Below are 23,872 nucleotides of genomic sequence, written 5' to 3'. Positions count from 1 at the left end.
CGGACGGTCAGCGCCTCCCGGCCCGGCAGACGGCCCTGAGCACGGGTGAGCGGCCGGCCCGGGGGACCGTCCACAGCGTCTGGCCGCGCACGCCCCAGGCCGCGAGGAGGGCACCGGCGGCCAGGAAGCCGGTGGTGGCGGCGCGTTCCATCAGGGCCACGGGCAGGTCGCAGCGGATCGCGTCACCGGCCAGCGTCACCCGCGGGTGCGGGGTGCGGACGGTGGGTCTGCGGGCGTGCGAACCGACCGGGAAGAAGGGGCAGTCGGAGCGCCACTCGTGCCGGGCGTCCACCACGCGGGCCCGGTGTGTCTCCGGGTACACGCGGTGCAGGCCGTCGACGAGCCGCCGCCGCATGTCCTGCGGCGCGGTGCCCGGGGCGACGGCGTAGGCGTGCAGCTCCACGACCGAACCGCCGGTCCGGGCGGCCCAGCGGGCGGCCTCGCCCTCGTAGCGTTCGAGGACACTGACGTTGTCGAGGCCGTCGTAGCCGCTGGTGCCGAGGAATCCGGGGCGGTCGGCGCGGACCGGGCGGTCCAGCCAGAGCCGGGAGACGAGGAAGGGCGGCGCGGTGCTCAGGGCGGCGATGTCCGCGCGCCAGGCCGGGGTGCCGAGGGCGGGTGAGGCGGCGACCAGGTCGCGCAGTGCCCCGGGGTCGAGGGCGAGCACCGCCGCGTCGTGGCGGTCCGTGCCGCGGTCGGTCCGTACCTCCACTCCCCCGCCCTCGTCGGGGCGGACGGCGTGTACGGGCGTGCCGGGGCGCAGGTCCGCTCCGAGGCGGCGCAGGTAGTCGCCGAGGGGTTCCCACAGCGCCTGGGGGAACGGCTCGGTGGGCACGTCGAAGAGCAGGCCCTCGGCCGAGCCGAGGAAGTAGATGTGGAACATCAACAGCAGTTCTGCGGCGGACAGTTCGCGCGGGTCGGCGAAGAAGCTGCGGGAGAACACCTCGAAGGCGAGGTGGTGCGCGGCCGCGGGGAAGCGGACCCCTTCCAGGAACGCGGTGGCGCTCATGCCGTCGAAGCGTTCGTAGACCTCGGGCACCCGGACGTCCAGGAGCGGCAGCGCGGCCCTGGCGTCCATCGCGGTGAGGTCGCGCCAGCCGAACGTGGGGCTCAGCGCGACGAAGCCGAGCGCGCTGAACGGCGGGGTGCGCGGGACGTGGGCGAAGCTGTCGGTCAGTCCGCCGCTGTGCCGCAGCGGGTAGTCGGGCAGCGGTCGCAGCCGGTCGAGGCCGGGGTCCGTGCGGCGCAGCAGGCCGCGCAGGTTGTAGTACTGGCGGAAGAAGGCGTGGAAGCCGCGGCTCATGGTCGCGGCGGATCCGTCGGCGAGGCGAACGCGGCGGCCCGCGAGGCGTCCGCCGAGGGACCGCTCGCGTTCGTAGAGGGTCACCCGGGCGCCGCGTTCGGCCAGCAGGGTGGCCGCGGCCAGTCCCGCCACGCCCCCGCCGGCCACGGCGACGCGGGGCGCGTCCCCGCGCGCGAAGCGGTCCCGGCCGGGCGCGGCCGGCACGGTCTCGGCCCTGCGGTCGCGGCCCCGGCGGGCCGTGCGGCCTGCCGCGCTCACCGGGCGCCCGCCGCCGGTGCGGCGGCCCCCGCGCGGGCCAGGAAGGTGTGCGCGATGCCCGTCTGCCATCCGGCGACGGGCACGGCGCGGACATCGGTGAACCCCGCCGCCGCCAGCCGCGCGCCGAAGGCGGGCGCGGTGTCGAAGTCCAGGACGCTGCGCCACAGATGCCGGTAGAGCGCGCGGTCGCCGGTGAGGGTGCCCGCGGGGACGATGACGCCCCGGCACACGGCCGTCCACAGGGCGCGGTGGGCGGGCGAGCCGCTGAGGCTGTACTCGTGGACGGCGAGCCGGCCGTGCGGGCGCAGCAGCGAGCGGACGGCCGCGAGGACGCCGTCCGGGTCGGTGACGTTGCGGAAGAGATAGGCGGCGAACACCGCGTCGTACGGCCCCTCCCCGGCCGCCGCCACCTCCTCGGCGGTCAGATGCCGGAAGCGCACTCCGGCCGGCCACCGCTTGGCCAGGGCGCGCCGCAGCATCCCCGAGGAGGCGTCGACGGCCGTGATCCGGGCGTGGGGCGCGGCCCGCAGCAGCGCCCGGGTGGAGGCGCCGGTGCCGCAGCCGAGGTCCAGTACGCGCAGCCCGGCGCCGCCCCCGGGCAGCCGCAGTCGGCGTGCCGAGCGCAGGAGGTCGGTGCGGTAGCCGGGGTTGAGGGCGGTGAGGCGGTCGTAGGTGGGCGCGGCGTGGTCGAAGGCGCGGGCCAGGTCGTGGTCGCGCAGCAGTGTCATCGGTGGTTCTCTCCGCTCGGTGGGGAGCCGCGGGGGCGGCGGCGGGGCAGGAAGGGGAGTTCGACGGCGGTCCGCAGCATGGGGACCACGGGGGTGCGTATGCCGACACCCCAGTCCTCCCAGGGCGTGGTGGTGCCGTCGAGGAAGCGCAGCAGGCGTTCGGCGGGGACGCGGCGGAACAGGCCGGTGAAGAAGTCGGGGCCGTCGATCCGCCCGGTGTCCAGGGCGCGCAGCAGCACCGCGTCCATGGCGAGGGCCCGCCGCCGGTGCGGCGGCGGCGCGGTCGCGCGGCCCGCGCGCAGGGCGGCGGCGATGGCCCGGGTCTGCCGCTGCACGGCGGCGAACGTGTAGCCGGTCGCCGGGCGGGTGGCGCCGCCCGCGGTCCCGATCCGGAACACGGCGTCTCCCGCTCTGCGCGTGAACCGGCCGTCGGTCATGGGGATGGCGCCCTGCTCGGCCGAGTCCACGGTGAGCGGGCCGAGCCGCAGGACGGCCTCGCTGTAGTGGGCCAGCGCCGCCTCGTACCGCGCGCGGGTCAGCGGGGTCCGGGAGAACTCGGTGTACTCGACGAGCGCCCGGTCGGGTGCCAGGGGCAGGACGTAGCCGAAGGCGAGCCCGTGCGGCGGCTGCGGCACGCGGAAGTCCATCAGGTCGGCGACGGCCGGGTCGAAGCGGTCGGTCCGGGTGCGGACGAACCAGCCGCGGAAGTGCTGTGTCAGATGGGTGCGGGCCGGGGGCAGGACGGGCCGGGGCCGGGAGTCGTACACATGGCGGGCGCGCAGGGACAGCGTCCGCCCGTCGGGCGTGGTGCAGCGCACCTCGGCGCCGCCGGGGGTGTCGCGGACGGTGCGGGCCGTGGCCCGCAGGACGCGCACGGTGGGGGTCCGGGCGAGCCGGGCGTGCACCAGCCGTTCGAAGTCGGTGGAGCGCAGCATGCGGTAGCTCAGCGGGGCGGGGTCCAGGGTGACGGCCCGGCCGTCGGCGCCGTGGACGCGCAGCCGGGACCAGCAGGCGCTGACCGCCTCGTCGAGGTCGCCGCTGCCCCGGTCCCAGTAGCACCACGTCCGCTCGGGCGGCGTCAGCGGTCCGGCGGGGGCGTCCACGAGCGTCACACCGGGGACGGCGGCGGCCGCCAGCCGGTGGGCGAGGCTGAGTCCGGCCGCTCCGCCGCCGACGATGACGACGCCGGACGGAGGGCCGGGGGCGGCGCGTTGCTGACGTGTCATGTCGCTTCTCCTGCGGGCGCCGGGCGGGCGGGGCGGGTGCCGTCCGCCGTACGCGGCCTCCCGGATCCGGGACGGGCGGGGCGGCCGGGCACGGCACCACCCGAGCACGTTCGGCCCGGTGAGGCCAGGCGCCACCACGTCCACGTACCCGGCCGGCGGATCACGGGGGCGGCTAGGGCCTGTCGTCAGATTCCCGCCTGCCCCGCGACGCCATGCACGCACTCTCGCCGCACCGGGCCCAGACCCGAGTACGTCCAGTACGCGGGTCAGGACCCGGCACGCCGAGAGCACGCACCTGACGCCGCGAGGCCCGCCCTCCGGGCGGACGACGGGAATCTGACGACAGGCCCTAGGATTCACGCGTACGCGGTACATCCCACATCGGCTCATGGGAGGGGAGGGTGCGGATGACCGGCTCCGAGACCGCTCCGGCAAGCCTGGCCGACCGGATCGAGGCGCTGTTCCGGATCGTACGGCGGCCCAACCGGGAGCAGTTCAGCAACGAGGAGGTCGCTCGGGCGTGCCGGGAGACCACTGGGGCGAGTTTCTCGGCGACGTACGTGTGGCAGTTGCGCACGGGGCGCCGGGACAATCCGACCAAGCGGCATCTGGAGGCACTGGCGCAGTTCTTCGACGTGCCGGTGGCGTACTTCTTCGACGAGGAGCAGGGCGAGGCCATCGCCAAGGAGCTGGAGCTGCTCGGCGCGATGCGGGACGCCGGGGTGCGCAGCGTGGCGCTGCGGGCGGTGAACCTGTCCCCCGAGGGAGTGGACACGATCAATGACATGATCGATGTGCTCGCCCGCCGTGAACAGGCCGCCGGCGGCCACCGTGACCGGGGTGGCACCGCGCCGGACACCAGGGACGGCACCACCGGCTGACCGGCCGGGACGGACCGCGGCGAGGGCGCGAGAAGGGGTGGCTCGTGGGGGAGGACCGGAGCGGCAGACGGTTGTGGCGGCGATGTACGCGCCTGGTCGAAGGGCTGGAGCTGCCCACCCCCTTCGACGCCGGCGCCTTCATCGCGCTGCTCGCCGGGAAACGCGGCCGCGCCATCCGGCTCATGCCGGTCGCCTACCGCCCGCACACCCCCTGCGGGCTGCTGATCACGACCGACCGCGCCGACTGCATCGTGTACGCAGCGGACACCACTCCCCTGCACCAGCAGCACATCCTGCTGCACGAGGCCGCGCACCTCATCTGCGGGCACCACGAGACCTCCCCCGCCGCCTCGGCCGCCGCCGAACTGCTGCTGCCGCACCTGCCCGCCGCCCTGGTGGAACGGGTGCTGGGCCGCACCGTCTACACGCTGCCCCAGGAGGCCGAGGCGGAACTGGTCGCCTCCCTGATCCTCAACCGCGCCGCCCGCCTGGAGCGCGGCACGGACACCGCCGTCCCGGCCGGGCAGGACGAGGCCCGGCTGCGTTCGCTGTTCGGGGCGCCGCCGCCGGGGCCGCCCGGCGGCGCGTCCGGTGTCCGGCCCCGGCGGGAGCGCCGCGCCCCGGACGGCCCCGCCGATGGCTGACCTCGCGGTCTATCTGGCCGCCGCCGTCCTGCTCGTCTTCGCCGGGCACCGGCTGTGGACCACCCGCGGCGACGGCGCCGATCCCGCGCAGCGCCATGTCGCCGGGTTCGCGTGGTGTCTGGGCACGGCACTGCTGTTCAACGCGCGGGCGACCCTCGACGCGGTGAGCCGCCTCCTGCCGCGGCACTACGCGGACCTGCTGGTCACGCACGAACTGAAGACCGCAGCCCTGACGTTCCTGGTGCTGGTCGCCCACGCCCTCACCGCCTCGGACCGCGATCCGGACGCGGCGCGGCGCCGCAGACGCCGCCAGCTCCTGCTGGCCGGGGCCGTGCAGGCGGGTTCGGCCGTTCTCTTCCTGCTGGCGGCGGTGACGACCGACGCCGGGCGGGACGTGCTGCGGGCGGACCGGGGCTGGGCACTGGCCGCCTACAACGCGGTGTTCGCCTGCTACGGCTGCTGCTGCCTGCTCGTCCTGGTCCGCGCCCTCGCCCGGCACGCCCGCCGGACCACGTCCGGACCGCTGCGGGCCGGGCTCAGGATGATGATGCTGGCCGCCGCGTCCGGCGCGCTGTGGACGCTGTGGGCGTTCAACGACGTGGCGTCCGATCTGTCCCGTGGCGAGCAGGGGCTGGGTGAGGACCTCGTCTCCGCCGTGCTGGGCGCGGTGACCGCGCTGCTCGCCACCGGCGGGGCCACCACCAGTCTGTGGGGCGGCCGGCTGACCGCCCCGCTGCGCTGGCTGCGCGCCCGCCGCACCTACCGGGCGCTGGAGCCGCTCTGGGCCGAACTGCACTCCGTGCTCCCGGAGATAGCGCTCGACGGGCCGGTCGCGGTGTGGCGCCGGGGGCCGCGGCACGCCGAGTTCGCGCTGTACCGCCGGGTCATCGAGATCCGCGACGCGCACCTGGCGCTCCGCCCCCACCAGGAGCCCGGTCTGCCGGAGGAGGTGGTGCGTGCCCTGGCACGGGCCGCCGGACCTGAGGACGCCTTCGACCGGCACGCCGTGGTGGAGGCCGCGGTCATCGCCGCCGCCCTGGAGCACAAGCGCGCGGACCGGCCGCACGAGGCCGTCCCGGCGCGCGGCGGCGCGGGCGGTGCGCCGGTGCCGCTGCCCCGGACCGTCGAGGCGGAGGCGGCCTGGCTGCTGGAGGTCACCGCCGCGTTCACCCGGTCGGCGACGGTCGCCGGTGTCCGCGCCCGTGCGCGTACCCGTGCCGCGCAGCCCGTGCCGTCGTCCGAGTGAACTCCCGTACGGTCCGGGCCGACTGCTTCACCCGAGCCGCGGGTTTCAGCCGGGTGAGTGGCGGACTCCCCGGCGGCGGCGGCCGGGTTGCGGCATCCTCGTTGGTTCGGACGCGGTCCCGCCGCCCCGGCGGGACGCGAGGGAGGGAGACGGTCGTGGTGTGGCAGACGGAGGAGTTCGAGGCGTCCCACGAGGGGTACGTCGGCGCGGTCCTGGCCGACGGCAGCGAACCGAAGCCGGTCATCATCGACATCGGCAGCGGGACGAACATGTACCAGACCAGTGAGTGGTGGGCCTACAGCGGCAAGTGGGGCAGGCCGAGGGCGGCGGCCTACCGGGCGGCGTGCTCGTGCGACTGGCGCGGCCCGGACCATCCCGTCGACTGGGACGACCTCGGCGACGGCGGGCTGGAGGACCTGGACGTCGGTGCGGCGCACGACGACTGGTCCGCGCACATCGACGCCGTGGACCGCCGGGCCGTGCCGGTTCCGGAGGAGATCGCGGAGACCCTGGTCCGGCTGGAGGCGCGGCTCTCCCGGCTCGTCGACCAGGCTCCGGTGGCGGCGCTGCGGGCCGTGCGGCAACTGGAGCAGCTCACGCGCGACATCGGCCACGAGGCCGCCTACGCCGCCGAGGCGGACGAGCTGTCGGCCGAGACGGTCGGCCAGGGGCTCGGCATCAGCGCCGGTGCGGCCCGCTCCCGGCTGACCGGGTACCGGCTGCGCCGCTGACCCGTCCGGCGCGGGCAGGGCCGCGGGTGCGGGGACGCGCCCCGCTGAGCGGACCGGGGACGGCGGGCCGGGGCGTGGCCCGCCGTCCCCGGTGGTACGTCACTTCTGCCAGCCGACCGTCTCCGGGAGGGGGTTGTGGAAGATGGTCGCGCCGACGTTGGCGAGGCCCTTCTTCACCCCGTAGGTGGAGGGGCCGCTGAACAGCGGGAGGAAGGCGTACTGCTGGAGCGCCCGGCGTTCCACCTCGTTGGCCTTCTTCGCCTGCGCGGTGAGGTCGGCGACCTGGGCGACGGAGCGGATCTCCTTGTCGAGGGCCGGGGAGCCCGCGCCGGTGAGGTTGGAGTCGCGGTCGGAGCAGTAGAAGTCGCACAGATAGCGGGCGCCGAACGGGTCCATGGAGCGGTTGCCCGACAGGAACAGGTCGAATTTGCGGTCGCTGAGGATGCTGGAGAACTCCGACTCGTCGGCCTTCTTGATGTCGAGGCGGACGCCCACGGTCTTCAGCATCGCCGCGAAGGCGCCGGCGGTCGCCTTGCCCAGGGCGTCGTCGCCGAGGAGGGTGTAGCCGACTTCGAGCTTCTTGCCGTCCTTGGCGCGTATGCCGTCGGATCCGGGCTTCCAGCCCGCCGCGTCGAGCGCCTTGCCGGCCTCGTCGGGCGCGTACTTGAGGACGGCGGAGACGTTGTCCCGGTAATTCTTCTGGAAGCTGTAGAGGATGGCCGAACCGGGCAGCGGTTCGGTGTAGTCGAGGCCCTGGAACTGGATCTTCGCGATCTGCGCGCGGTCGATGCTCTCCTCGATGGCCTTGCGCACGGCCGGGTCGGCGAGCACGGTGGACCTGGTGTTGAAGTAGAGCGAGTACTCGAAGGGGCTGCCGCCGCTGCGGATCTCCGTGCCCTTGAGTCCCTTGATCTGCTTGAGGCTCTCGGCGTCGCCGACGGCGACGTAGTCGAGCTGCCCGTTCTTGAAGGCGTTGACGGCCGCGGCCGACTCCAGGTTGACGTAGACGCGCTTGTCGAGCTTGCCCTTCTTCCCCCACCACCTGGGGTTGCGTACGAAGGTGATGTTGCCGGAGTGGGTGTCCCATGTGCCGACGGTGTAGGGGCCCGTGCCCCACTCCGGGTGCGCCTTCTTGACGTAGGCGTCGTTGAAGTTCTGGACGGTCGCTGCCTTGGGGTGCAGGAAGGTGGTGAACAGGGCGGACCAGGAGGCGTTGACGCCCTTGAAGGTGATGACGGCCTGCTTGGCGTCCGCGCCCTCGACGACCGAGGTGATCTGGGAGTAGCCGTCCGTGGAGGAGGCGGAGAAGGACTTGTCGGAACCGTTGTTGGCCTGCCAGGTGGCCTTGACGGCGGTCCAGTCGATGGGGGTGCCGTCGTTGAAGACGGCCTTGGGGTTGATGGTCAGCACGACCTTCTGGTCGCCGCCGCTCACCGAGACCTTCACCTCACTGAAGTAGTCCGGGTTGTACTGCACCTCGCCGGTCGGCGAGTAGGTGATCGCGACGGCGTTGTACCAGGCCCAGACGCGGGACGCGGTCAGTGTGGAGTTCACATGGAAGGGGTTGCCCTGGTCGTCGAAGGTGCCGACCGTGGTGTAGCTGCCGCCGTCCTTGATCCGGTCGTAGGGCACCGGGTTGTAGTCGGCGACGGACGAGGCGGCCGTGGGGCTGTTGTTCGCGCCCGGGGCGGCGGAGTCCGTGCCGGTGGCGGACCGGCACGCGGTGGCGGTGACGGTGACGGCGGCGATCAGGGCGACGGGCAGGGCCAGTCTTGCGCGCATGGCGGGGTGTTTCCTTCGGGGAGTGGGGTGGGTGAGGGCACGGCGCGGCGCCGCCGGTGACGGGCGCGGGGCGGCGTGCCGGGTACGGACTCGGGGAGCGGGCGGGATGCCCGTCGCCGGGGATGCTCAGACGGCGTGACAGGCGTAGCGGTGGCCCGGGTCGTCGGCGGCGGGGGTCTGGGCCGGACGTTCGGTACGGCAGCGCCGGCGCAGTTCCTCGTCGGCGAGGCGGTACAGCGGGCAGCGGTCGACGAAGACGCAACCGGCGGGCGGGCGGGCCGCGTTGGGCGGCTCGCCCTCCAGCACGACACGTTCGCGGGTGCGTTCGCGCTCCGGGTCGGGGACCGGGACCGCCGACAGGAGCGCCCGGGTGTAGGGGTGCCGCGGCCCGGCGAAGACGGCCTCGGTCTCCCCGGTCTCGACGATCTGTCCCAGGTACATCACCGCGATGCGGTCGGCGATGTACCGGACCACGGCGAGGTCGTGGGCCACCACCAGGTAGGCGAGCCCGAGTTCCCGTTTGAGCCGGGCCAGCAGGCTGATCACACCGGCCTGTACCGAGACGTCCAGCGCGGACAGCGGTTCGTCGAGCACGAGCAGCTTCGGTTCGGTCGCCAGGGCGCGGGCGATGCCGACCCGTTGGCGCTGGCCGCCGGAGAGCGCGGCCGGGAACCGGTCGCCGACCGTGTCGTCCAGGCCCACCAGACGCAGGAGTTCGCGGACCCGGGCGGGGATCGAGTCGCGGTCGTGGCCGGTCGCCCGCAGCGGTTCGGCCAGCGAGTGGAAGACGGGCAGCCGGGGGTCCAGGGCGCCCATCGGGTCCTGCATGACGATCTGCACGTCCCGCCGCAACTCCCGTGCGCGGCCACGGGAGTCGAGGGTGGCGACGTCGGTGCCGCCGATCTCGATGCGGCCGCCCTCGGGCCGGGCGAGCCGCAGGATCTCCAGCAGGGTCGTGGTCTTGCCGCTGCCGGACTCGCCGACCAGGCCGAGCGTCTCCCCCGCGCGCAGTTCGAAGCCGACCCGGTCGACGGCGCGCAGCGTGCCGACGCGGCGCTTGAGCAGGGCGCCCTTGGTGACGGGGAACGTCTTGACCAGGTCCTCGACCCGGAGCACCACCTCACCGGTCGCGGTCGGGTCCGGGGCGGCGGGCGACCCGGCGGGCGCGGCGCCGCCGGTGGGGTCCAGGGAGCCGTCGGCGATCTCGGCGGCGCGCAGGCAGGCCGCGCTGCCGTGCCCGGCGACGGGGAGCAGCTCCGGTTCGGCGGTGCGGCAGCTGTCGAGGGCGACGGCGCAGCGCGGCGCGAAGGGGCAGCCGCCGGTGAGTCCGACCAGGGCGGGCGGTTCCCCGCCGATGGGGACCAGGGGGCGGCGGGTGCCGCCGTCGACGGTGGGTACGGCGGCCAGCAGCCGCGCGGTGTACGGCATCTTCGGCCGCCGGAAGAGTTCTCCGGCGCCGGCGTGCTCCACGAAGCGGCCCGCGTACATGACGGCGACGTCGTCGGCGTGTCCCGCGACCACCCCGAGGTCGTGGGTGATGAGGACGAGCCCGGCGCCGGTCTCCCGCTGGGCCAGCCGCAGTACGTCCAGGATCTGGGCCTGCACGGTGACGTCGAGCGCGGTGGTGGGTTCGTCGGCGACGAGCACGGCGGGCCGGTTGGCGATGGCCAGGGCGATGACGACGCGCTGGCGCATGCCGCCGGAGAACTCGTGCGGGAAGGCACCGGCCCGGCCGCGCGGGTCGGGGATGCCGACGAGGTCGAGGAGGGCGACGGCCTGCTCCCAGGCGGCCCGTTTCGTCAGGTCCTGGTGGACGCGGAGCGCGTCGGAGAGCAGCCTGCCCACGGAGTAGATGGGGGTGAGGGCGGACAGCGGGTCCTGGAAGACCATGCCGATGGAGTTGCCGCGGATCTTCGACAGCGCCCGGTCGTCGAGGCCGACGAGGTCCTGTCCGCCGAGCAGTACCTGTCCGCGCAGTTCGGCGGCGGGCGGCAGCAGCCCCATGATGCCCATGGCGGTGGCCGACTTGCCGGATCCGGACTCGCCGACGACGCACAGGGTGCGGCCGGGCAGCAGATCGAAGCTGACGCCGCGTACCGCCTCGACCGGTCCCGCCTCGGAGGGGAAGGTGACGCGCAGGTCCCGTACGGACAGGACCGGGACGGGCCCGGCGGCGGGTGCCGGGGCGGGCAGGGGGGTGGCGAGAGTCATCGTCGGCCTCCTGCCGAGCCGGTCACCGAGGTGGGGTCGAGGGCGTCGCGCAGTCCGTCGCCGATGAAGGTCATCGACACGGTGAGCAGGACGACGAGCCCCGCCGGGAAGGCGAAGAGCCACGGTGCGCTGGTGAGGGTGCCCGCGCCGTCCGCGAGCATCGTGCCGAGGGAGACGTCCGGTGTCTGCACGCCGAACCCGAGGAAGGACAGGGCCGTCTCGCTGAGGACGGTCGCGACGACACCGAGGGTCAGGTTGACGATCAGCAGGGAGCCGAGGTTGGGGATGATGTGGCGCAGGATGACGCGCAGCGGGCCGACCCCCATGAACTCGGCCGCCTTCACATAGTCCCGTTCGCGCAGGGACGTCGAGACGGACCAGATGATCCGTGCGGTCGGCATCCAGCCGAACACGGTCAGCACGACGATCAGGACGCGCCAGTCACCGGCCAGCCGGTGCGAGACGAGAGCGAGGATCAGGAACGAGGGCACGACGAGGAGGAAGTGGATGACGGCGAGCGTCGCGCGTTCCACCCGGCCGCCGAAGTACGCGGCGCCGGAACCGATCACCGCGGCGAGCGCGATGGTCAGCACCGACACGCTCACGGCGATGGTCAGGGAGCGCTGGAGCCCGTGCACGGCGCAGGCGTAGATGTCGTTGCCGCCCTGGTTGGTGCCGAACCAGTGCAGGGCGCTCGGCGGCCGGGTGAGCGCGGCGAAGTCGGCGTCGGTGTGGCTGTAGGGGGTGAACCGGCCGCCGAGGGCGCTGAACAGCACCAGCAGCAGGAGGATCAGCACGCCGACGACGGCGAGCCGGTTGCGCAGGAAGCGCCGCAGGTAGAGGCGGCCGAGGCCGAGGTGTGCGGGCCGGTCCGCGCCGGGTGTGCCGCGCGGTGTGCGCCGCCGCCCGCTCGGGCCGGTCGCCGGTACGGGCCCCGGTACAGGCCCCGGTGCGGGGACCGGGTGTGCCGCCGGGCCGGGAGTCGCATCGGTGGACATGTCAGCTCACCCGCACTCTCGGGTCGAGGAAGACCGTGGCGAGGTCGGCGAGGATCGCGCCGACGGCGGTGAGCGCCGCGGCGAAGGCGGCGGTGGCGACCGTGCCGTGCACGTCGTTGTTGCTGATGGTCTGGACGAAGTACCGCCCCATGCCGTTCCAGCCGAAGATCGTCTCGGTGATGACGGCGCCGGTGAAGACCGCCGGGACGCTGAACGCCACGGACGCCGCGGTCGGGATGAGCGCGGAGCGCAGGGCGTGCTTGCGGATGGCCTGGGCGCGGGTGAGCCCGGTGGCCCGCGCGGTGCGCACGAAGTCGGCGTCGATCGTGTCGAGGAGCAGGGAGCGCTGGGTCAGGTGGTAGCCGACGTAGCCCATCAGGGTGAGGGTCAGGGTCGGCAGGATCAGGTGCAGCAACCGGTCGCCCAGGGTGGGGAACAGCCCTTGTACGTCGGGCGAGTTCTCACCGGCGACGTAGAGGAAGTGCAGTCCGGCGTGCTGGTTCAGCCAGATCGCGACGAAGACGACGGCGAGGGCGGCGACGGAGGTGGGGATGTTGAACACGAGGACGGACAGGGCCTGGGTCACCCGGTCCGCCCAGCCGTACTGGCGGGCGGCGGTGTGGACGCCGAGCGCCACGCCGATCACCACGGACAGGACGGTCGCGACGACGACCAGTTCCGCGCTGACGAGGGCGCGATAGCCGACCTCGCCGTTGACGGGGACCCCGGTGGGCGAGGTGCCCCAGTCGAAGTGCAGGGTGACCGAGGTGAGCCAGTCCCACCAGCGGTGCACGAGCGGCACCCGGGGGTCCAGGTTGTACGGCGCGAGGGCCCGGTCGATCTGCTCCTCGGTGCGCACGGGCCGCAGCTCGCGGTAGTTCGAACGCGGGTCGAGGAACCAACTCGCCAGGAAATACGTTGCGTTGGTCGCGATCGCGATCATCAGAAGCCAGCCCGCCGCCTTGCGTGTCACATGGCGCAGCATGCGCGGCACCTCCTCACCGCACTGGGGGTGTGCGCCGTTCGGGGCGCGCCGGAGGAACAGGTCGAGTACATGCGAGGTGCGGCTTTCTGCGGGTGCGGAACAGTGACACACGGGGTGTGCGGGTCAGCCTGGTCCGTACCGAGGGTGCGGCACCAGCGTTTCGCCGGTGCCGCCACGAGGTCGACATGTCGCTGTAGCAAACATCCCGGTATACGGGTGCAATTCGGATGATCTTGGTCGGTCCCGCTGTTACGTTCACGCCGGTCCCCGCGCGGATCGGGTACGGACCGGCGCGCGGGAGTCAGTCGCTCCCGCCCCGCTCCAGCGGGATCCGCTCCCCCGCCTCCACCGCGACGGGCAGCCGGTTCCCGGCCGGCGGGAGCGGGCAGGTGGCCAGGTCGGTGTAGGCGCAGGGCAGGTTCCCGGCACGGTTGAAGTCGACGGTCACCCGGCCGTCGGCGTCCGGCGCGGCGATCTGGAGGGAGCGGTTGGCCGCGTACGTCGTCACGCCCGAAGTGCGGTCCGTGAACAGCACCAGCAGGCTGCCGGGTGCCCTGCCGTTGAAGGCGGTGAGCCGGTGCACCGCGCCGTCCAGGGTGAACTCGACCTGACCGGGCGCGTCATAGACGTGTTCGAGGCCGGGCACCGCGGCGCCGACCGTGACCGGCCGGGGCTCCTCGAACGCCAGGAAGCGGCCGGTGCGGACCCAGCGGGGATCCGGCTCGTAGGCGGGGGTGTGGATGAAGGACGTCCGCAGCCCGTTGCCGGGGTGGCGGGGGCGCAGGATGTCCTGGCCGCCGCGCCTGGCGATCTCGACGACCGCGTCACCGGCGGCGGGGTACAGGCTGTCGCGTTCGGCGATCACCCCGAAGTCGTGGCGGCCGCGCAGGACTTGGCCGTCGAGTGTCAGCTCCTCGCCCTCGGCGAGGTCGACCGCCACCCCCTCGTCGGTGCTGGACCAGGCTCCCGGCGCGTCCTCGAACCGGGTGGGCCGCGCGCTCAGCCGGTGCAGGCTCGTGATCGCGAGGAATCCGTGCGGGGCGGAGAGGACCTCCTCCTTCTGCCGGTGCCATCGCTCCCAGGCCGCGACGAAGCTCTTCCGGTCGACGTCCTGACCGGTGTCCTGGGCGGTGTCCTGACCGCCGTCCTGAGCGGTGTCCTGACCGGTGGACCGATCGGTGGACCGGGCGGTGTTCCGGCCGGTGTTCCGGCCGGTGTCCTGGACGGTCATGTGTGCTCCTTGCCGGATGTGCGGGTGTGTGCGGTGCGTGCGGCGGCGCCCGGGGACGGGACGAGCGGCACCGGTTCCGGGCAGCGTCCCGCCACGCCGGGGAACGCCCGCCAGGAACAGGGGAGTTGAGGGAGGTCAGTCCGCGAGCGGACGACACAGCGCGGCGGCCACGCGGACGAGGTCCACGGCACGGCGGCGGGTCAGCGGCTCCGACGGAGGCATGCCGGGATGCAAGCACGCGGCGCGAAAGGTGTCAACGGCGCGCCAGGCCCGCCGCCCGCACGGGGGAACGGCCGCGAGGCGCTGGTGCGCGGGCGCTCCCCTGTGGTTACCTGGCCCCATGACCGTGCTCGTGACCCGCCGCCACGTCGACTACGTGCGTGTCACCACCACGGCCTGTTCCGTCGTGAGCTGAGCCCCCGCTCCGGTCTCCGACCGCGTCCTTCCCCCGTTCCGCACCGCTCCGTCCACCCGCCCATGCGGCGGGCGGGGTCGGCCGTGCGGTTCCCCGGCGTCTCCCGCGTCCCGGCGCGTCCCTCCACGGCCACGCGCGCCCCGCCTCCCCTCCCCCGTGCCCCGGGCGTTCCCGCCCTCCCCGCACGACCCTCCCCGTACAAGGAGCAACCGCCATGAGCAGCCAGCCCGTCGACTCCGTCACCGCCGGTCACACCGCGGACGAGGAACCCGCAGGTCCCGACACCTCCGCCTGGTCCTTCGAGACCAAGCAGATCCACGCGGGCGCCGCACCCGACCCGACGACCGGTGCGCGGGCGACGCCCGTCTACCAGACCACGTCGTTCGTGTTCCGGGACACGCAGCACGCCGCGGACCTGTTCTCGCTGGCCGAGCCCGGCAACATCTACACCCGTATCCACAACCCCACCCAGGACGTCTTCGAGCAGCGCGTCGCCGCGCTGGAGGGCGGGGTGGCGGCGGTCGCGCTCGCCTCCGGGCAGGCGGCCGAGACACTGGCGATCCTGACCCTGGCCGGCTCCGGCGACCACATCGTCTCCAGCACGTCGCTGTACGGCGGCACCTACAACCTGTTCCGGCACACCCTGCCCAGGCTGGGCATCGAGGTGTCGTTCGTGGACGACCCGGACGACGCCGAGGCATGGCGGGCGGCGGTCCGGCCGAACACCAAGGCGCTGTTCGCCGAGACGCTGGGCAACCCGCGCGGCGACGTGCTCGACGTACGGACGGTTGCCGACGTGGCGCACACGGCCGGGCTGCCGCTGATCGTGGACAACACCATCCCGACCCCCTATCTGCTGCGTCCGATCGAGCACGGCGCGGACATCGTCGTCCACTCGGCGACCAAGTTCCTGGGCGGCCACGGCACGGCCATCGCGGGTGTCGTCGTCGACGCCGGCACCTTCGACTTCGGGGCCCGCCCCGAGCGGTTCCCGGACTTCACCGAACCGGACCCCAGCTACCACGGGCTGCGGTACTGGCCCGCGCTCGGTCCGGGGGCGTTCGCCGTCAAGCTTCGGGTCCAGTTGCTGCGGGACCTCGGCCCGGCGCTCTCCCCGCACTCCGCCTTCCTGCTCCTCCAGGGCGTGGAGACGCTGAGCCTGCGCGTCGAACGGCACTCGGCCAACGCCCTGGCGCTGGCGGAGTGGCTGGAGCAGCGGGACGAGGTCGCCGCCGTGCACTATCCGGGGCTGGAGTCCAGCAAGTGGCACGCGGCGGCGCGCACCTATCTGCCCCGGGGCGCCGGTGCCGTGGTCTCCTTCGAGCTGCGGGACGGCATCGAGGCAGGCAAGCGGTTCGTGGACGCGGTCGAGCTGTTCAGCCACCTCGCCAACATCGGCGACGTGCGCAGCCTCATCATCCACCCGGCGTCCACGACGCACAGCCAGCTCGACGAGAAGCAACTGGCGGCCACCGGCGCCTCCCCCGGTCTGGTGCGCCTGTCGGTCGGGCTGGAGAGCCTCGCCGATCTCAAGGCCGACCTGGAGGCGGGGTTCCGCGCGGCGAAGGGCGCGTCCTGAGCACCGTGCCGACGCCCACCGGGATCCCCCTGCCGCCGGCCTCCGGGGCCTGGCGGGAAGGGGATCCGCCGGGGCGCCGCCTGTGGTACGAGCATGCGGCACCGCTCCCCCTGGAGGCGGGCGGCGAGCTTCCCGGGGTGCGCCTGGCGTACGAGACATGGGGACGGCTCGCGCCCGACCGCTCCAACGCGGTGCTCGTGCTGCACGCGCTGACCGGCGACAGCCATGTCGCGGGCCCGGCCGAGCCCGGCCACCCCGGGCCCGGCTGGTGGGACGGACTCGTCGGCGCCGGGCGGGCCCTGGACACCCGCCGCTGGTTCGTCGTCGCGCCGAACGTGCTCGGCGGCTGCCAGGGCAGCACCGGTCCTGCCTCCCCGGCCCCGGACGGGCGCCGCTGGGGCAGCCGTTTCCCCTTCCTGACGCAACGGGACCAGGTGGCGGCGGAGGCACACCTGGCCGACGCGCTCGGCATCGGGCGCTGGGCGCTGGTCGTCGGCGGGTCGATGGGCGGCATGCGGGCGCTGGAGTGGGCGGTGAGCCGTCCGGAGCGGACCGGCGCGCTGCTGCTGCTCGCCACCGGTGCCGCGGCGAGCGCGGAGCAACTGGCCTGGGCGAACGCCCAGTTGCACGCAGTGCGTGACGATCCGCACTGGCAGGGCGGCGACTACCACGACGCGGGTCCGGGCCGCGGCCCGCACACGGGTCTCGGGCTGGCCCGGCGCATCGCCCACCTCACCTACCGCAGCGAACCGGAGCTGCGGGACCGCTTCGGCCGTACCCCGCAGGGTGCGGAGGACCCCTGGCGCGGCGGCCGCTACCAGGTCGAGTCCTACCTCGACCACCACGCCGCCAAGCTCGTGCGCCGCTTCGACGCGGGCAGCTATGTCGCCCTCACCGAGGCCATGAACAGCCATGACGTCGGTCGCGGCCGGGGCGGGACACGGTCCGCGCTGAGCCGGGTGACGGCCCGGACCCTCGTCGCGGGGATCGACTCCGACCGCCTCTATCCCCCGTACCAGCAGGCCGAGTTGGCGGCCGGGATCCGCGCCGCGCGGTTCCGCACGATCCGGTCCCCGTACGGCCACGACGGCTTCCTCGTCGAGGTGGAGCAGGTCGCCGCGCTCGTGCGGGAACTGCTCGAAGGGGCCGCCGCCGGGGACTGACCCGCCCGGCACGGACGGCGGTCCTTCGCGCTCCGCGGGAGCGGGAACCCCCCCTCGCGGGAGCGGGCGCCCTTCTCCGGAGCCTTCTCAGCAGGGCGCGGGATACAGCGGCGGGTTCACCCGGGCGAATCCCTCCTGGCGCTCGTAGGGGAAGTACGGGTAGGGCGCCGTGCGGTGGCTGGCCGCGTCGAGCAGGGCGGTCTGCTCGGGGGTGAGGCTCCAGCCGACGGCGCCGAGGTTCTGCCGCAGCTGCTCCTCGTCGCGGGCGCCGATGATGACCGAGGAGACGGTCTTGCGCCCGAGCAGCCAGTTGAGGGCGATCTGCGGCACTGCCCTGCCCGTCTCGGCCGCGACGGCCTCCAGGGCGTCGATGACGCCGTAGAGGTGGTCGTCGGTGACGGGCGGCCCGTAGTCGGCGGTGCGGTGCAGACGGCTGCCGGGCGGCAGCGGCGCTCCGCGGCGGATCCTGCCGGTGAGCCGCCCCCAGCCGAGCGGACTCCACACGATCGCGCCGAGTCCCTGGTCGACGGCGAGCGGCATCAGCTCCCATTCGTAGTCGCGGCCGAGGAGGGAGTAGTACACCTGCTGGGCCGCAGGGCGCGGGTGGCCGTGCTTCTCCGCTGCGGCGAGGGACTTCATCACCTGCCAGCCGGAGAAGTTGGAGACCCCGGTGTAGCGGACCTTGCCTGCCCGCACCAGGGTGTCGAGCGTGGACAGCACCTCTTCGACGGGTGTTCCGGCGTCGTAGGCGTGCAGCTGGAACAGGTCGAGGTGGTCGGTGCCGAGCCTGCGCAGCGCGTCCTCGCAGGCGGTGATGAGCCGGGAGCGCGAGGAGCCCGCGTCCCCCGGCCCGTCCCCCGTCGGCAGACCGGCCTTGGTGGAGATGATCACCTGGTCGCGGCGGCCCTTGACCGCCTGCCCCAGCACCTCCTCGGAGGCGCCGGCGGAGTAGACGTCGGCGGTGTCGAACATCGTGATCCCGGCGTCCAGGCAGATGTCCACCAGACGCCGCGCCTCCTGCGCGCCGGTCGTGCCCCACGCGCCGAAGAGCGGTCCCTGCCCGCCGAACGTCCCGGCACCGAAGCTCAGCGCCGGGACCATGAGCCCGGACGCGCCCAGTCGCCTGTACTCCATGACTGACCCCTTTCACCGACGATCCGGCTAACGGGTCTATAGTTTCGTTAGCCGCCGCCAAAGGTAGCAGGCCCGTGGAGTTAATGGAACTGGAGTGCCGTTATGCCGGACGAAGCCGAACCGGGAACCGTACGGCCGGGCGGGCGCACCGCCCGGGTGCGCCAGGCGGTGCTGCGGGCGGCCGAGGACTCCTTGGCGGAGCACGGCTTCGCCCGCCTCGACCTGGCCGACGTCGCCCGCCGCGCCGATGTGGGCAAGACGACCGTCTACCGCCGCTGGGGAACCGTGACAGGACTGCTGGCCGATCTCCTGACGGACATGGCCGAGCAGTCCGTACCGCGCACCGAGACCGGTTCGCTCCTCGGTGATCTGCGGGCCAACGCCCGCCTGGTGCGGCGCACTCTGACGGATCCGCGCCAGGGCGCGCTGTTCCGGGCCCTGATCGCGGCCGCCACATGTGACGCGCGGACGGCCGAGGCGCTGCACCGCTTCTACGACATCCGGCTCAAGGAGTGGGCCCCCTGTGTCGGGCAGGCCGTCGAGCGGGGCGAGGTGCCCCCGGGCACCGACGCCCGGGAGGTGATCCGCGCCGTCTCCGCCCCCCTCTACCACCGGCTGCTGATCAGCGGCGACCCGCTCGACGAGGCCACCGCCGACCGGGCCGCCGAGGCAGCCGCGACCGCCGCACGGGCGGGCGCCTACGTGGTGCGGGACACGGGGGCCACGCGGGAGGGCGCGTGAGCCGACACCCCCGGCGGGATCCCTCCCCGGTGGTCAGTCCTTCGGCTGGGTGAAGCGGATCCGGTTGCCGAACGGGTCGCGCAGACCGCAGTCGATGCCGTACGGGCGCTCGGTGGGCTCCTCGGTGAACTCCACCCCGCGCGCCAGCAGCGTCTCGTAGGTCTTGCGGCAGTCGTCGGTGGTGAGGATGAGCCAGCCGCCCATCGCCCCCTTCGTCACCAGCTCGCGCACCTGCTCCGCGACCTCCTCCGACATCGCCGGGGCACCCGGCCGCTCCAGCAGGATCTGCCGCTCGGGACGGCCGGGGACGCTGACGGTCAGCCAGCGCATGAAGCCCATGTCGATGTCGGCGGCGACCTCCAGGCCGAGCTTGCCGACGTAGAAGTCATGGGCCTCGTTCTGGTCGAGGACGTATATCTGCGAGTGCGTGATGGCGTTGAACATGACGCTCACGCTACCGAGCGGCGGGACGGAGAACTTATCCGGAACTGCTCGATCACCGAGGCCCCGGACCGTGCTTGACGCGACGTCAGGAACCGGGCCGGGTCCAGGCCATGGTGAAGCACGTCGGGACCCGCGCGGCCACCGCCTCCTTGCGGTACGTCCGCGGAGACCTGCCGACGATGTCCCGGAACGTGCGGCTGAACGTGCCCGTACTGGCGTAGCCGACCTCGATCCCGATGTCCGTGACACTGCGACTGGTGCCGCGCAGCAGGAACATCGCCCGCTCCACCCGGCGGCGCCGCAGGTAGTGGTGCGGGGGCTCGCCGAAGGCGGCCCGGAAGGTCCGCGCGAAGTGCGCCGGTGACACATGCGCGATCCGGGCCAGGGCGGGCACGTCCAGCGGACGCGCGTAGTCGCGGTCCATCGCGTCCCGCGCCCGCAGCATACGGCGGTTGCTCTCCTCCACGGCCCGGCTCACCCCGCCATCATCCCACCGCCGGGGAGGGAGCCGGTTGCACGGTCCGCCGGGCGCGGGCGGACCGTGGGCGGGCCTCAGTCCCCCGCATCCTCGTCCGGGGCGGCGGTGCGAGGAGCCGGGGGCGGGGGCGGCGCCGGGGCGCCGAACGAGACGCCGGAGAAGTCCCGGCCCTGGAGCACCGGGCCATTCTGGGTGCCGCCGCTGACGGTGTTGCGCACCGCGCCCTCCTCGATGCCGAGGGTCCTGGTCCGCGTGTACCAGGCTTCGAGGTCGTGGCGGAAGCCGATGTCCCACAGGGCTCGCCGGGCCAGTGCCGCGCTCAGCTCCTGCGCCCGCCGCGGATCGCCCGGATCCTCGCCCAGCCTGGCCAGTTCGCGCTGCCCCGGAACGACCGGCGGCGCACCGCCGTCCGCGCCGCCGTCCTCGGCGGAGCGCCGGAACGGCCGCCGCACCAGCGCGGTCAGTCCCGCCCATGCCTGCTGTCCCAGCTCACCACCGGCACCGCCCGCCAGCGCGCCGAGCAGAGCCACCGACACCGGATCCATCCGAGGCCACCGATTCCTTCCGCCGACGGCCGCGCCGGTACGCGAGTCACCGGCGCGCTTGCCCCGAGTCTCCCCGCCGCGCGCCGCGTCCAGTCCCGGCGCGGCCCGCTCGTGCGCGTCCGGAGCGCCGGACACCCGTGCGCGGCACCCGGGTGATACGTGTCAGTCGGCACAGGCCGGCCGGTCAGCCGACGCGCGGCGGCTCGCCGTCGTCCGGGGCCGTGCCGGTCCGGGCGTCCGGGAGATAGCTCGCGAGTCCGCGCAGGATGATCTCCAGGCCGATGTCGAACCGCTCGTCGGCGGACTCGGTGACCATCAGCCCGGCCAGGGCGTGCAGATGGGGGAAGTCGCGCTCGGGCAGGGACGCGAAGTACGTCCGCATCTCCTCGGCGATCTCGCTCCAGTCCGGACCGGCGTCGGCGGACACGCCGTGTTCGTCCCGGTCGGCACGCCCCTGCCACATGGTCTCGCCCATGACGAAGCTGTCGATGTAGGTGGAGATGAGGTCACCGGCCTCGGCCGCGATACGGTCCGGCAGTCCCGCGGTCCGCAGGATGCCGAGGAACGACTCGACCTGCGGCAGCAGTTCGGCGGTGAAGGGGACGTGGGCCATGGAGATCCTGGCCATGTCCCGGTGGGCCAGCAGACGCCGGCGCCCCGAGCGGGCGTAGTCGCGCAACTGCTGCTGCCAGCGCCCGGGGTCGGGCTCGGGCATCTCGACGCCCTCGAAGAGCCGGTTGTACATGAGCTGGAGCAGGTCGTCCTTGGAACTGACGTGCGCGTAGAGGGCGGAGACCGTCACGTCCAGCCCGGCCGCCACCTGGCGCATCGACAGCCCGTCGAGCCCCTGCCGGTCCAGCACGTCGAAGGCGGCGTCCACGATGCGCTCGCGCGACAGCGGGGTGCGCGCGGGCGTGAGGCGGGGGCGGGAGGGGCGCCTGCGCTCCCACGGAGTGGGCGGAGGGGACCCGGGGGTGTCGGCGGCCGCGTCGTTCATGAGCACAGTCTAGGCAACCGGAGAACACTGTTCACCTTCCGGCCGGGCGCCGGTACGCACCGGGAGGATGAACAGTACGCGATATATCTTGTCCGGGTCGCCGAGTTGCGCTATATCTTGATGAACGCCGTTCTCTGGATGAGCAGTGTTCAGGTACAGTGAACAGTGTTCTCCGGGGGTGGTGGCCGATCTGCCGTCCCCGGCGCGTGCCCGCGCACCGGAGGCACACCCGTCCGTCCCGCCGCGCCCGTGGGGTTCTGCTCCCGGGCCCGCCCGTCCGCGAGGAGTAGTACCGATGTCCACCACAGGCGTCGCGTCCGCCGAGACATCCCACGCCGATCCACCGGCGCCCTACCGGTGGCGCTGGGCCGCGCTCTTCGTGATCCTCGCGGCCGAGGTGATGGATCTCCTCGACGCCGTCGTCACGAACATCGCCGGCCCCTCCATCCGGGCCGACGTCGGCGGCGGTGCCTCCACCTTGCAGTGGCTGGCCGCCGCGTACACCCTCTCGATGGCCGTCGGTCTCGTCACCGGCGGACGGCTCGGCGACATCCACGGACGCCGCCGGATGTTCCTCGTCGGAGCGGGCGGCTTCACCCTGGGCTCGTTCCTGTGCGCGATCGCCATGTCCCCGGAAATGCTGATCGGCGCGCGCGTCGTCCAGGGCCTGTTCGGCGCGGTGATGCTGCCGCAGGGCCTCGGCATGATCAAGGAGATGTTCCCGCCGAAGGAGTCCCAGAAGGCCTTCGGCCTGTTCGGCCCGGTCATGGGGCTGTCCGCGGTCTGCGGACCGATCCTGGCGGGCTGGCTCGTGGACGCCGACTACTTCGGCACCGGCTGGCGGATGATCTTCCTGATCAATCTGCCGCTGGGCGCCGCGGCCCTGCTGGGCGCCGTGCGCTATCTGCCGCGAGGCCGTTCCGCCAGCAAGCCGCGCCTGGACATCCCCGGCATGATCCTGGTCTCGCTGGCCGCGATGCTGATCATCTTCCCGCTGGTCCAGGGCCGTGAGTACGACTGGCCGCTGTGGACGTTCCTGATGATGGGCGCCTCGGTGCTCGTCTTCATCGCCTTCGGCGCCTACGAGTCGCGGCGCAGCAAGGCCGGGCAGGACCCGCTGGTCATCCCCGGCCTCTTCCGCAAGCGCGGCTTCAGCGGCGGCATGGCCCTCGGACTGGTCTTCTTCTCGACCATGCAGGGCTTCATGCTGGTCTTCAACCTCTACACCCAGATCGGTCTCGGCTACTCGCCCCTCAAGGCGGGTCTCGTGATGGTGCCGTGGTCGGGCGGCATGATCGTCGGCTTCGGACTCGCCCAGGCCGTCGCCCGGTTCGGACGCGCCGTGCTCCAGGCGGGCACGCTGCTGATGGCGCTCGGTGTGTTCGGTATCTGGCTGACCCTGGACATGGCAGGCAGCGGCGTCGGTCCCTGGCAGCTCCTGCCGGCCCTGCTCGTGACCGGTGTCGGCATGGGACTGCTCATGGCCCCGTTCTTCGACATCGTGCTGGCCAGCGTCGAGCAGCACGAGACAGGCTCGGCGTCCGGCACGATGACCGCGATCCAGCAGCTCGGCGGCGCCTTCGGCGTGGCCCTCCTCGGCACCGTCTTCTTCGGCCTGCTGGGCGGCGGGATCGCCAGTGCCGTCGACGACCACTCCGACACCCTGCGGGGCCAGTTGACCGCCGCGCACGTCGCACCGGCCGCCCAGGACCGCGTCGTCATGGACCTGCGCACCTGCGCCTCGGACCGCGCCGTGGCCAAGGACCCCGAGACGACCCCGGCCTCCTGCACCCGGCTGGAGAAGGACACCCGGTCGGCGGTGACGTCGCCCCAGGACGCGGCCCGGATACCCGCGGCGCTGGAGGACACGGCGTCCTCCGCCTTCCGCAGCGGCTTCGGCACCGTGATAAAGACGGTGCTGTGGATCGTCGACGGCATGCTCGTCCTGACCTTCCTGCTCGCCTTCCTCCTGCCGCGCCACGCACGCCCCGGCGAGTCCGGCGCGCACTGAACCGCGTACGGCGCGGCACGCACACCGGTGCACGGCAGGCCGGGCAGCCCTGGGACCGGAAGGGGGCCGCCCGGCCTGCCGACCCCGCCCGACCCTGCCCGGCCCCGGTCCGGGACCCGGCGGCGAACCGTTCGAAGGACG

At 73.5% G+C, this 23,872-nt stretch carries 21 protein-coding genes; 8 read left to right on the top strand and 13 right to left on the bottom strand.

Going from position 1 to position 23,872, the window contains the following annotated elements:
* Positions 1 to 7: 7 nt before the first annotated feature.
* The 3 genes from ACWDYF_RS35170 to ACWDYF_RS35160 are packed head-to-tail and all read right to left on the bottom strand — an operon-like array spanning position 8 to position 3,515.
* Complete coding sequence (locus tag ACWDYF_RS35170; protein WP_389473677.1) at positions 8 to 1,561, bottom strand: FAD-dependent oxidoreductase; 1,554 nt, start codon at positions 1,559 to 1,561, stop codon at positions 8 to 10.
* Positions 1,558 to 2,289 (bottom strand): class I SAM-dependent methyltransferase, encoded by a 732-nt coding sequence (locus tag ACWDYF_RS35165; RefSeq protein ID WP_389473679.1) that lies wholly within the window; start codon positions 2,287 to 2,289, stop codon positions 1,558 to 1,560. The genes ACWDYF_RS35170 and ACWDYF_RS35165 overlap by 4 nt, the downstream gene beginning before the upstream one ends.
* Positions 2,286 to 3,515 (bottom strand): lycopene cyclase family protein, encoded by a 1,230-nt coding sequence (locus tag ACWDYF_RS35160; protein WP_389473682.1) that lies wholly within the window; start codon positions 3,513 to 3,515, stop codon positions 2,286 to 2,288. The genes ACWDYF_RS35165 and ACWDYF_RS35160 overlap by 4 nt, the downstream gene beginning before the upstream one ends.
* Positions 3,516 to 3,922: 407 nt before the next feature.
* Here ACWDYF_RS35160 and ACWDYF_RS35155 point away from each other — a divergent pair, with 407 nt between their 5' ends.
* The 4 genes from ACWDYF_RS35155 (at position 3,923) to ACWDYF_RS35140 (ending at position 7,017) form a co-directional block, all read left to right on the top strand.
* Positions 3,923 to 4,396 (top strand): XRE family transcriptional regulator, encoded by a 474-nt coding sequence (locus ACWDYF_RS35155; RefSeq protein ID WP_389473684.1) that lies wholly within the window; start codon positions 3,923 to 3,925, stop codon positions 4,394 to 4,396.
* Between the two features lie 44 nt (positions 4,397 to 4,440).
* A complete protein-coding gene (locus ACWDYF_RS35150) occupies positions 4,441 to 5,040 on the top strand; it encodes a ParH-like protein (protein ID WP_381744852.1) in 600 nt (199 codons plus the stop codon).
* The gene (locus tag ACWDYF_RS35145; protein ID WP_389473686.1) at positions 5,033 to 6,286 is read left to right on the top strand and encodes an MAB_1171c family putative transporter; all 1,254 of its coding nucleotides are present in this window, start codon (positions 5,033 to 5,035) and stop codon (positions 6,284 to 6,286) included. The genes ACWDYF_RS35150 and ACWDYF_RS35145 overlap by 8 nt, the downstream gene beginning before the upstream one ends.
* A gap of 155 nt (positions 6,287 to 6,441) precedes the next feature.
* The gene (locus ACWDYF_RS35140) at positions 6,442 to 7,017 is read left to right on the top strand and encodes a hypothetical protein (protein ID WP_018566154.1); all 576 of its coding nucleotides are present in this window, start codon (positions 6,442 to 6,444) and stop codon (positions 7,015 to 7,017) included.
* Between the two features lie 99 nt (positions 7,018 to 7,116).
* Here the strand turns inward: ACWDYF_RS35140 and ACWDYF_RS35135 are convergent, their stop codons facing one another.
* The 5 genes from ACWDYF_RS35135 to ACWDYF_RS35115 all read right to left on the bottom strand — a co-directional run bounded on the left by ACWDYF_RS35135 (position 7,117) and on the right by ACWDYF_RS35115 (position 14,224).
* Positions 7,117 to 8,799 carry an ABC transporter family substrate-binding protein gene (locus tag ACWDYF_RS35135; protein WP_389473689.1) on the bottom strand — a complete coding sequence of 561 codons (1,683 nt, stop codon included), beginning with the start codon at positions 8,797 to 8,799 and terminating at the stop codon, positions 7,117 to 7,119.
* 126 nt (positions 8,800 to 8,925) lie between these two features.
* The gene (locus ACWDYF_RS35130) at positions 8,926 to 11,010 is read right to left on the bottom strand and encodes a dipeptide ABC transporter ATP-binding protein (RefSeq protein ID WP_389473691.1); all 2,085 of its coding nucleotides are present in this window, start codon (positions 11,008 to 11,010) and stop codon (positions 8,926 to 8,928) included.
* A complete protein-coding gene (locus tag ACWDYF_RS35125) occupies positions 11,007 to 12,008 on the bottom strand; it encodes an ABC transporter permease (RefSeq protein ID WP_381744848.1) in 1,002 nt (333 codons plus the stop codon). Before ACWDYF_RS35125 ends, ACWDYF_RS35130 begins: the two co-directional genes overlap by 4 nt.
* 1 nt (position 12,009) lies before the next feature.
* Positions 12,010 to 12,993 (bottom strand): ABC transporter permease, encoded by a 984-nt coding sequence (locus ACWDYF_RS35120; protein ID WP_389473693.1) that lies wholly within the window; start codon positions 12,991 to 12,993, stop codon positions 12,010 to 12,012.
* A 301-nt stretch (positions 12,994 to 13,294) separates the two neighbouring features.
* On the bottom strand, positions 13,295 to 14,224 hold the full coding sequence (locus ACWDYF_RS35115; RefSeq protein WP_389473695.1) for a DUF1684 domain-containing protein: 930 nt from the start codon (positions 14,222 to 14,224) through the stop codon (positions 13,295 to 13,297).
* A 629-nt stretch (positions 14,225 to 14,853) separates the two neighbouring features.
* On the opposite strand from ACWDYF_RS35115, the gene ACWDYF_RS35110 reads away from it, so the two are divergent.
* Positions 14,854 to 16,218 (top strand): bifunctional o-acetylhomoserine/o-acetylserine sulfhydrylase, encoded by a 1,365-nt coding sequence (locus ACWDYF_RS35110; protein WP_389473697.1) that lies wholly within the window; start codon positions 14,854 to 14,856, stop codon positions 16,216 to 16,218.
* On the top strand, positions 16,215 to 17,381 hold the full coding sequence (metX, locus tag ACWDYF_RS35105; protein ID WP_389473741.1) for a homoserine O-acetyltransferase MetX: 1,167 nt from the start codon (positions 16,215 to 16,217) through the stop codon (positions 17,379 to 17,381). Before ACWDYF_RS35110 ends, metX begins: the two co-directional genes overlap by 4 nt.
* An 87-nt stretch (positions 17,382 to 17,468) precedes the next feature.
* On the opposite strand, the gene ACWDYF_RS35100 is transcribed toward metX, so the two are convergent.
* A complete protein-coding gene (locus ACWDYF_RS35100) occupies positions 17,469 to 18,515 on the bottom strand; it encodes an aldo/keto reductase (protein ID WP_389473699.1) in 1,047 nt (348 codons plus the stop codon).
* 102 nt (positions 18,516 to 18,617) lie between these two features.
* On the opposite strand from ACWDYF_RS35100, the gene ACWDYF_RS35095 reads away from it, so the two are divergent.
* Positions 18,618 to 19,256 carry a TetR/AcrR family transcriptional regulator gene (locus ACWDYF_RS35095; protein WP_389473701.1) on the top strand — a complete coding sequence of 213 codons (639 nt, stop codon included), beginning with the start codon at positions 18,618 to 18,620 and terminating at the stop codon, positions 19,254 to 19,256.
* A gap of 33 nt (positions 19,257 to 19,289) precedes the next feature.
* Here ACWDYF_RS35095 and ACWDYF_RS35090 read toward each other — a convergent pair whose 3' ends face one another.
* The 4 genes from ACWDYF_RS35090 to ACWDYF_RS35075 all read right to left on the bottom strand — a co-directional run bounded on the left by ACWDYF_RS35090 (position 19,290) and on the right by ACWDYF_RS35075 (position 21,720).
* Positions 19,290 to 19,700: a VOC family protein gene (locus ACWDYF_RS35090; protein WP_381744843.1), complete on the bottom strand. Its 411-nt coding sequence runs from the start codon at positions 19,698 to 19,700 to the stop codon at positions 19,290 to 19,292.
* 85 nt (positions 19,701 to 19,785) lie between these two features.
* Entirely contained in the window at positions 19,786 to 20,178 is a 393-nt protein-coding gene (locus tag ACWDYF_RS35085; protein ID WP_381744842.1) for a helix-turn-helix domain-containing protein, read from the bottom strand.
* Positions 20,179 to 20,252: 74 nt separating this feature from the next.
* Complete coding sequence (locus ACWDYF_RS35080) at positions 20,253 to 20,723, bottom strand: hypothetical protein (RefSeq protein ID WP_389473704.1); 471 nt, start codon at positions 20,721 to 20,723, stop codon at positions 20,253 to 20,255.
* A gap of 184 nt (positions 20,724 to 20,907) precedes the next feature.
* Complete coding sequence (locus tag ACWDYF_RS35075; protein WP_381744840.1) at positions 20,908 to 21,720, bottom strand: TetR/AcrR family transcriptional regulator; 813 nt, start codon at positions 21,718 to 21,720, stop codon at positions 20,908 to 20,910.
* Positions 21,721 to 22,015: 295 nt separating this feature from the next.
* Here ACWDYF_RS35075 and ACWDYF_RS35070 point away from each other — a divergent pair, with 295 nt between their 5' ends.
* Entirely contained in the window at positions 22,016 to 23,731 is a 1,716-nt protein-coding gene (locus tag ACWDYF_RS35070; RefSeq protein WP_389473706.1) for an MFS transporter, read from the top strand.
* Positions 23,732 to 23,872 lie beyond the last annotated feature (141 nt).

Source organism: Streptomyces sp. NPDC003284 (genome assembly GCF_053589675.1).
Note: the sequence above shows the minus strand (reverse complement) of the source record. Positions and strands in the feature narration are given on the sequence as shown.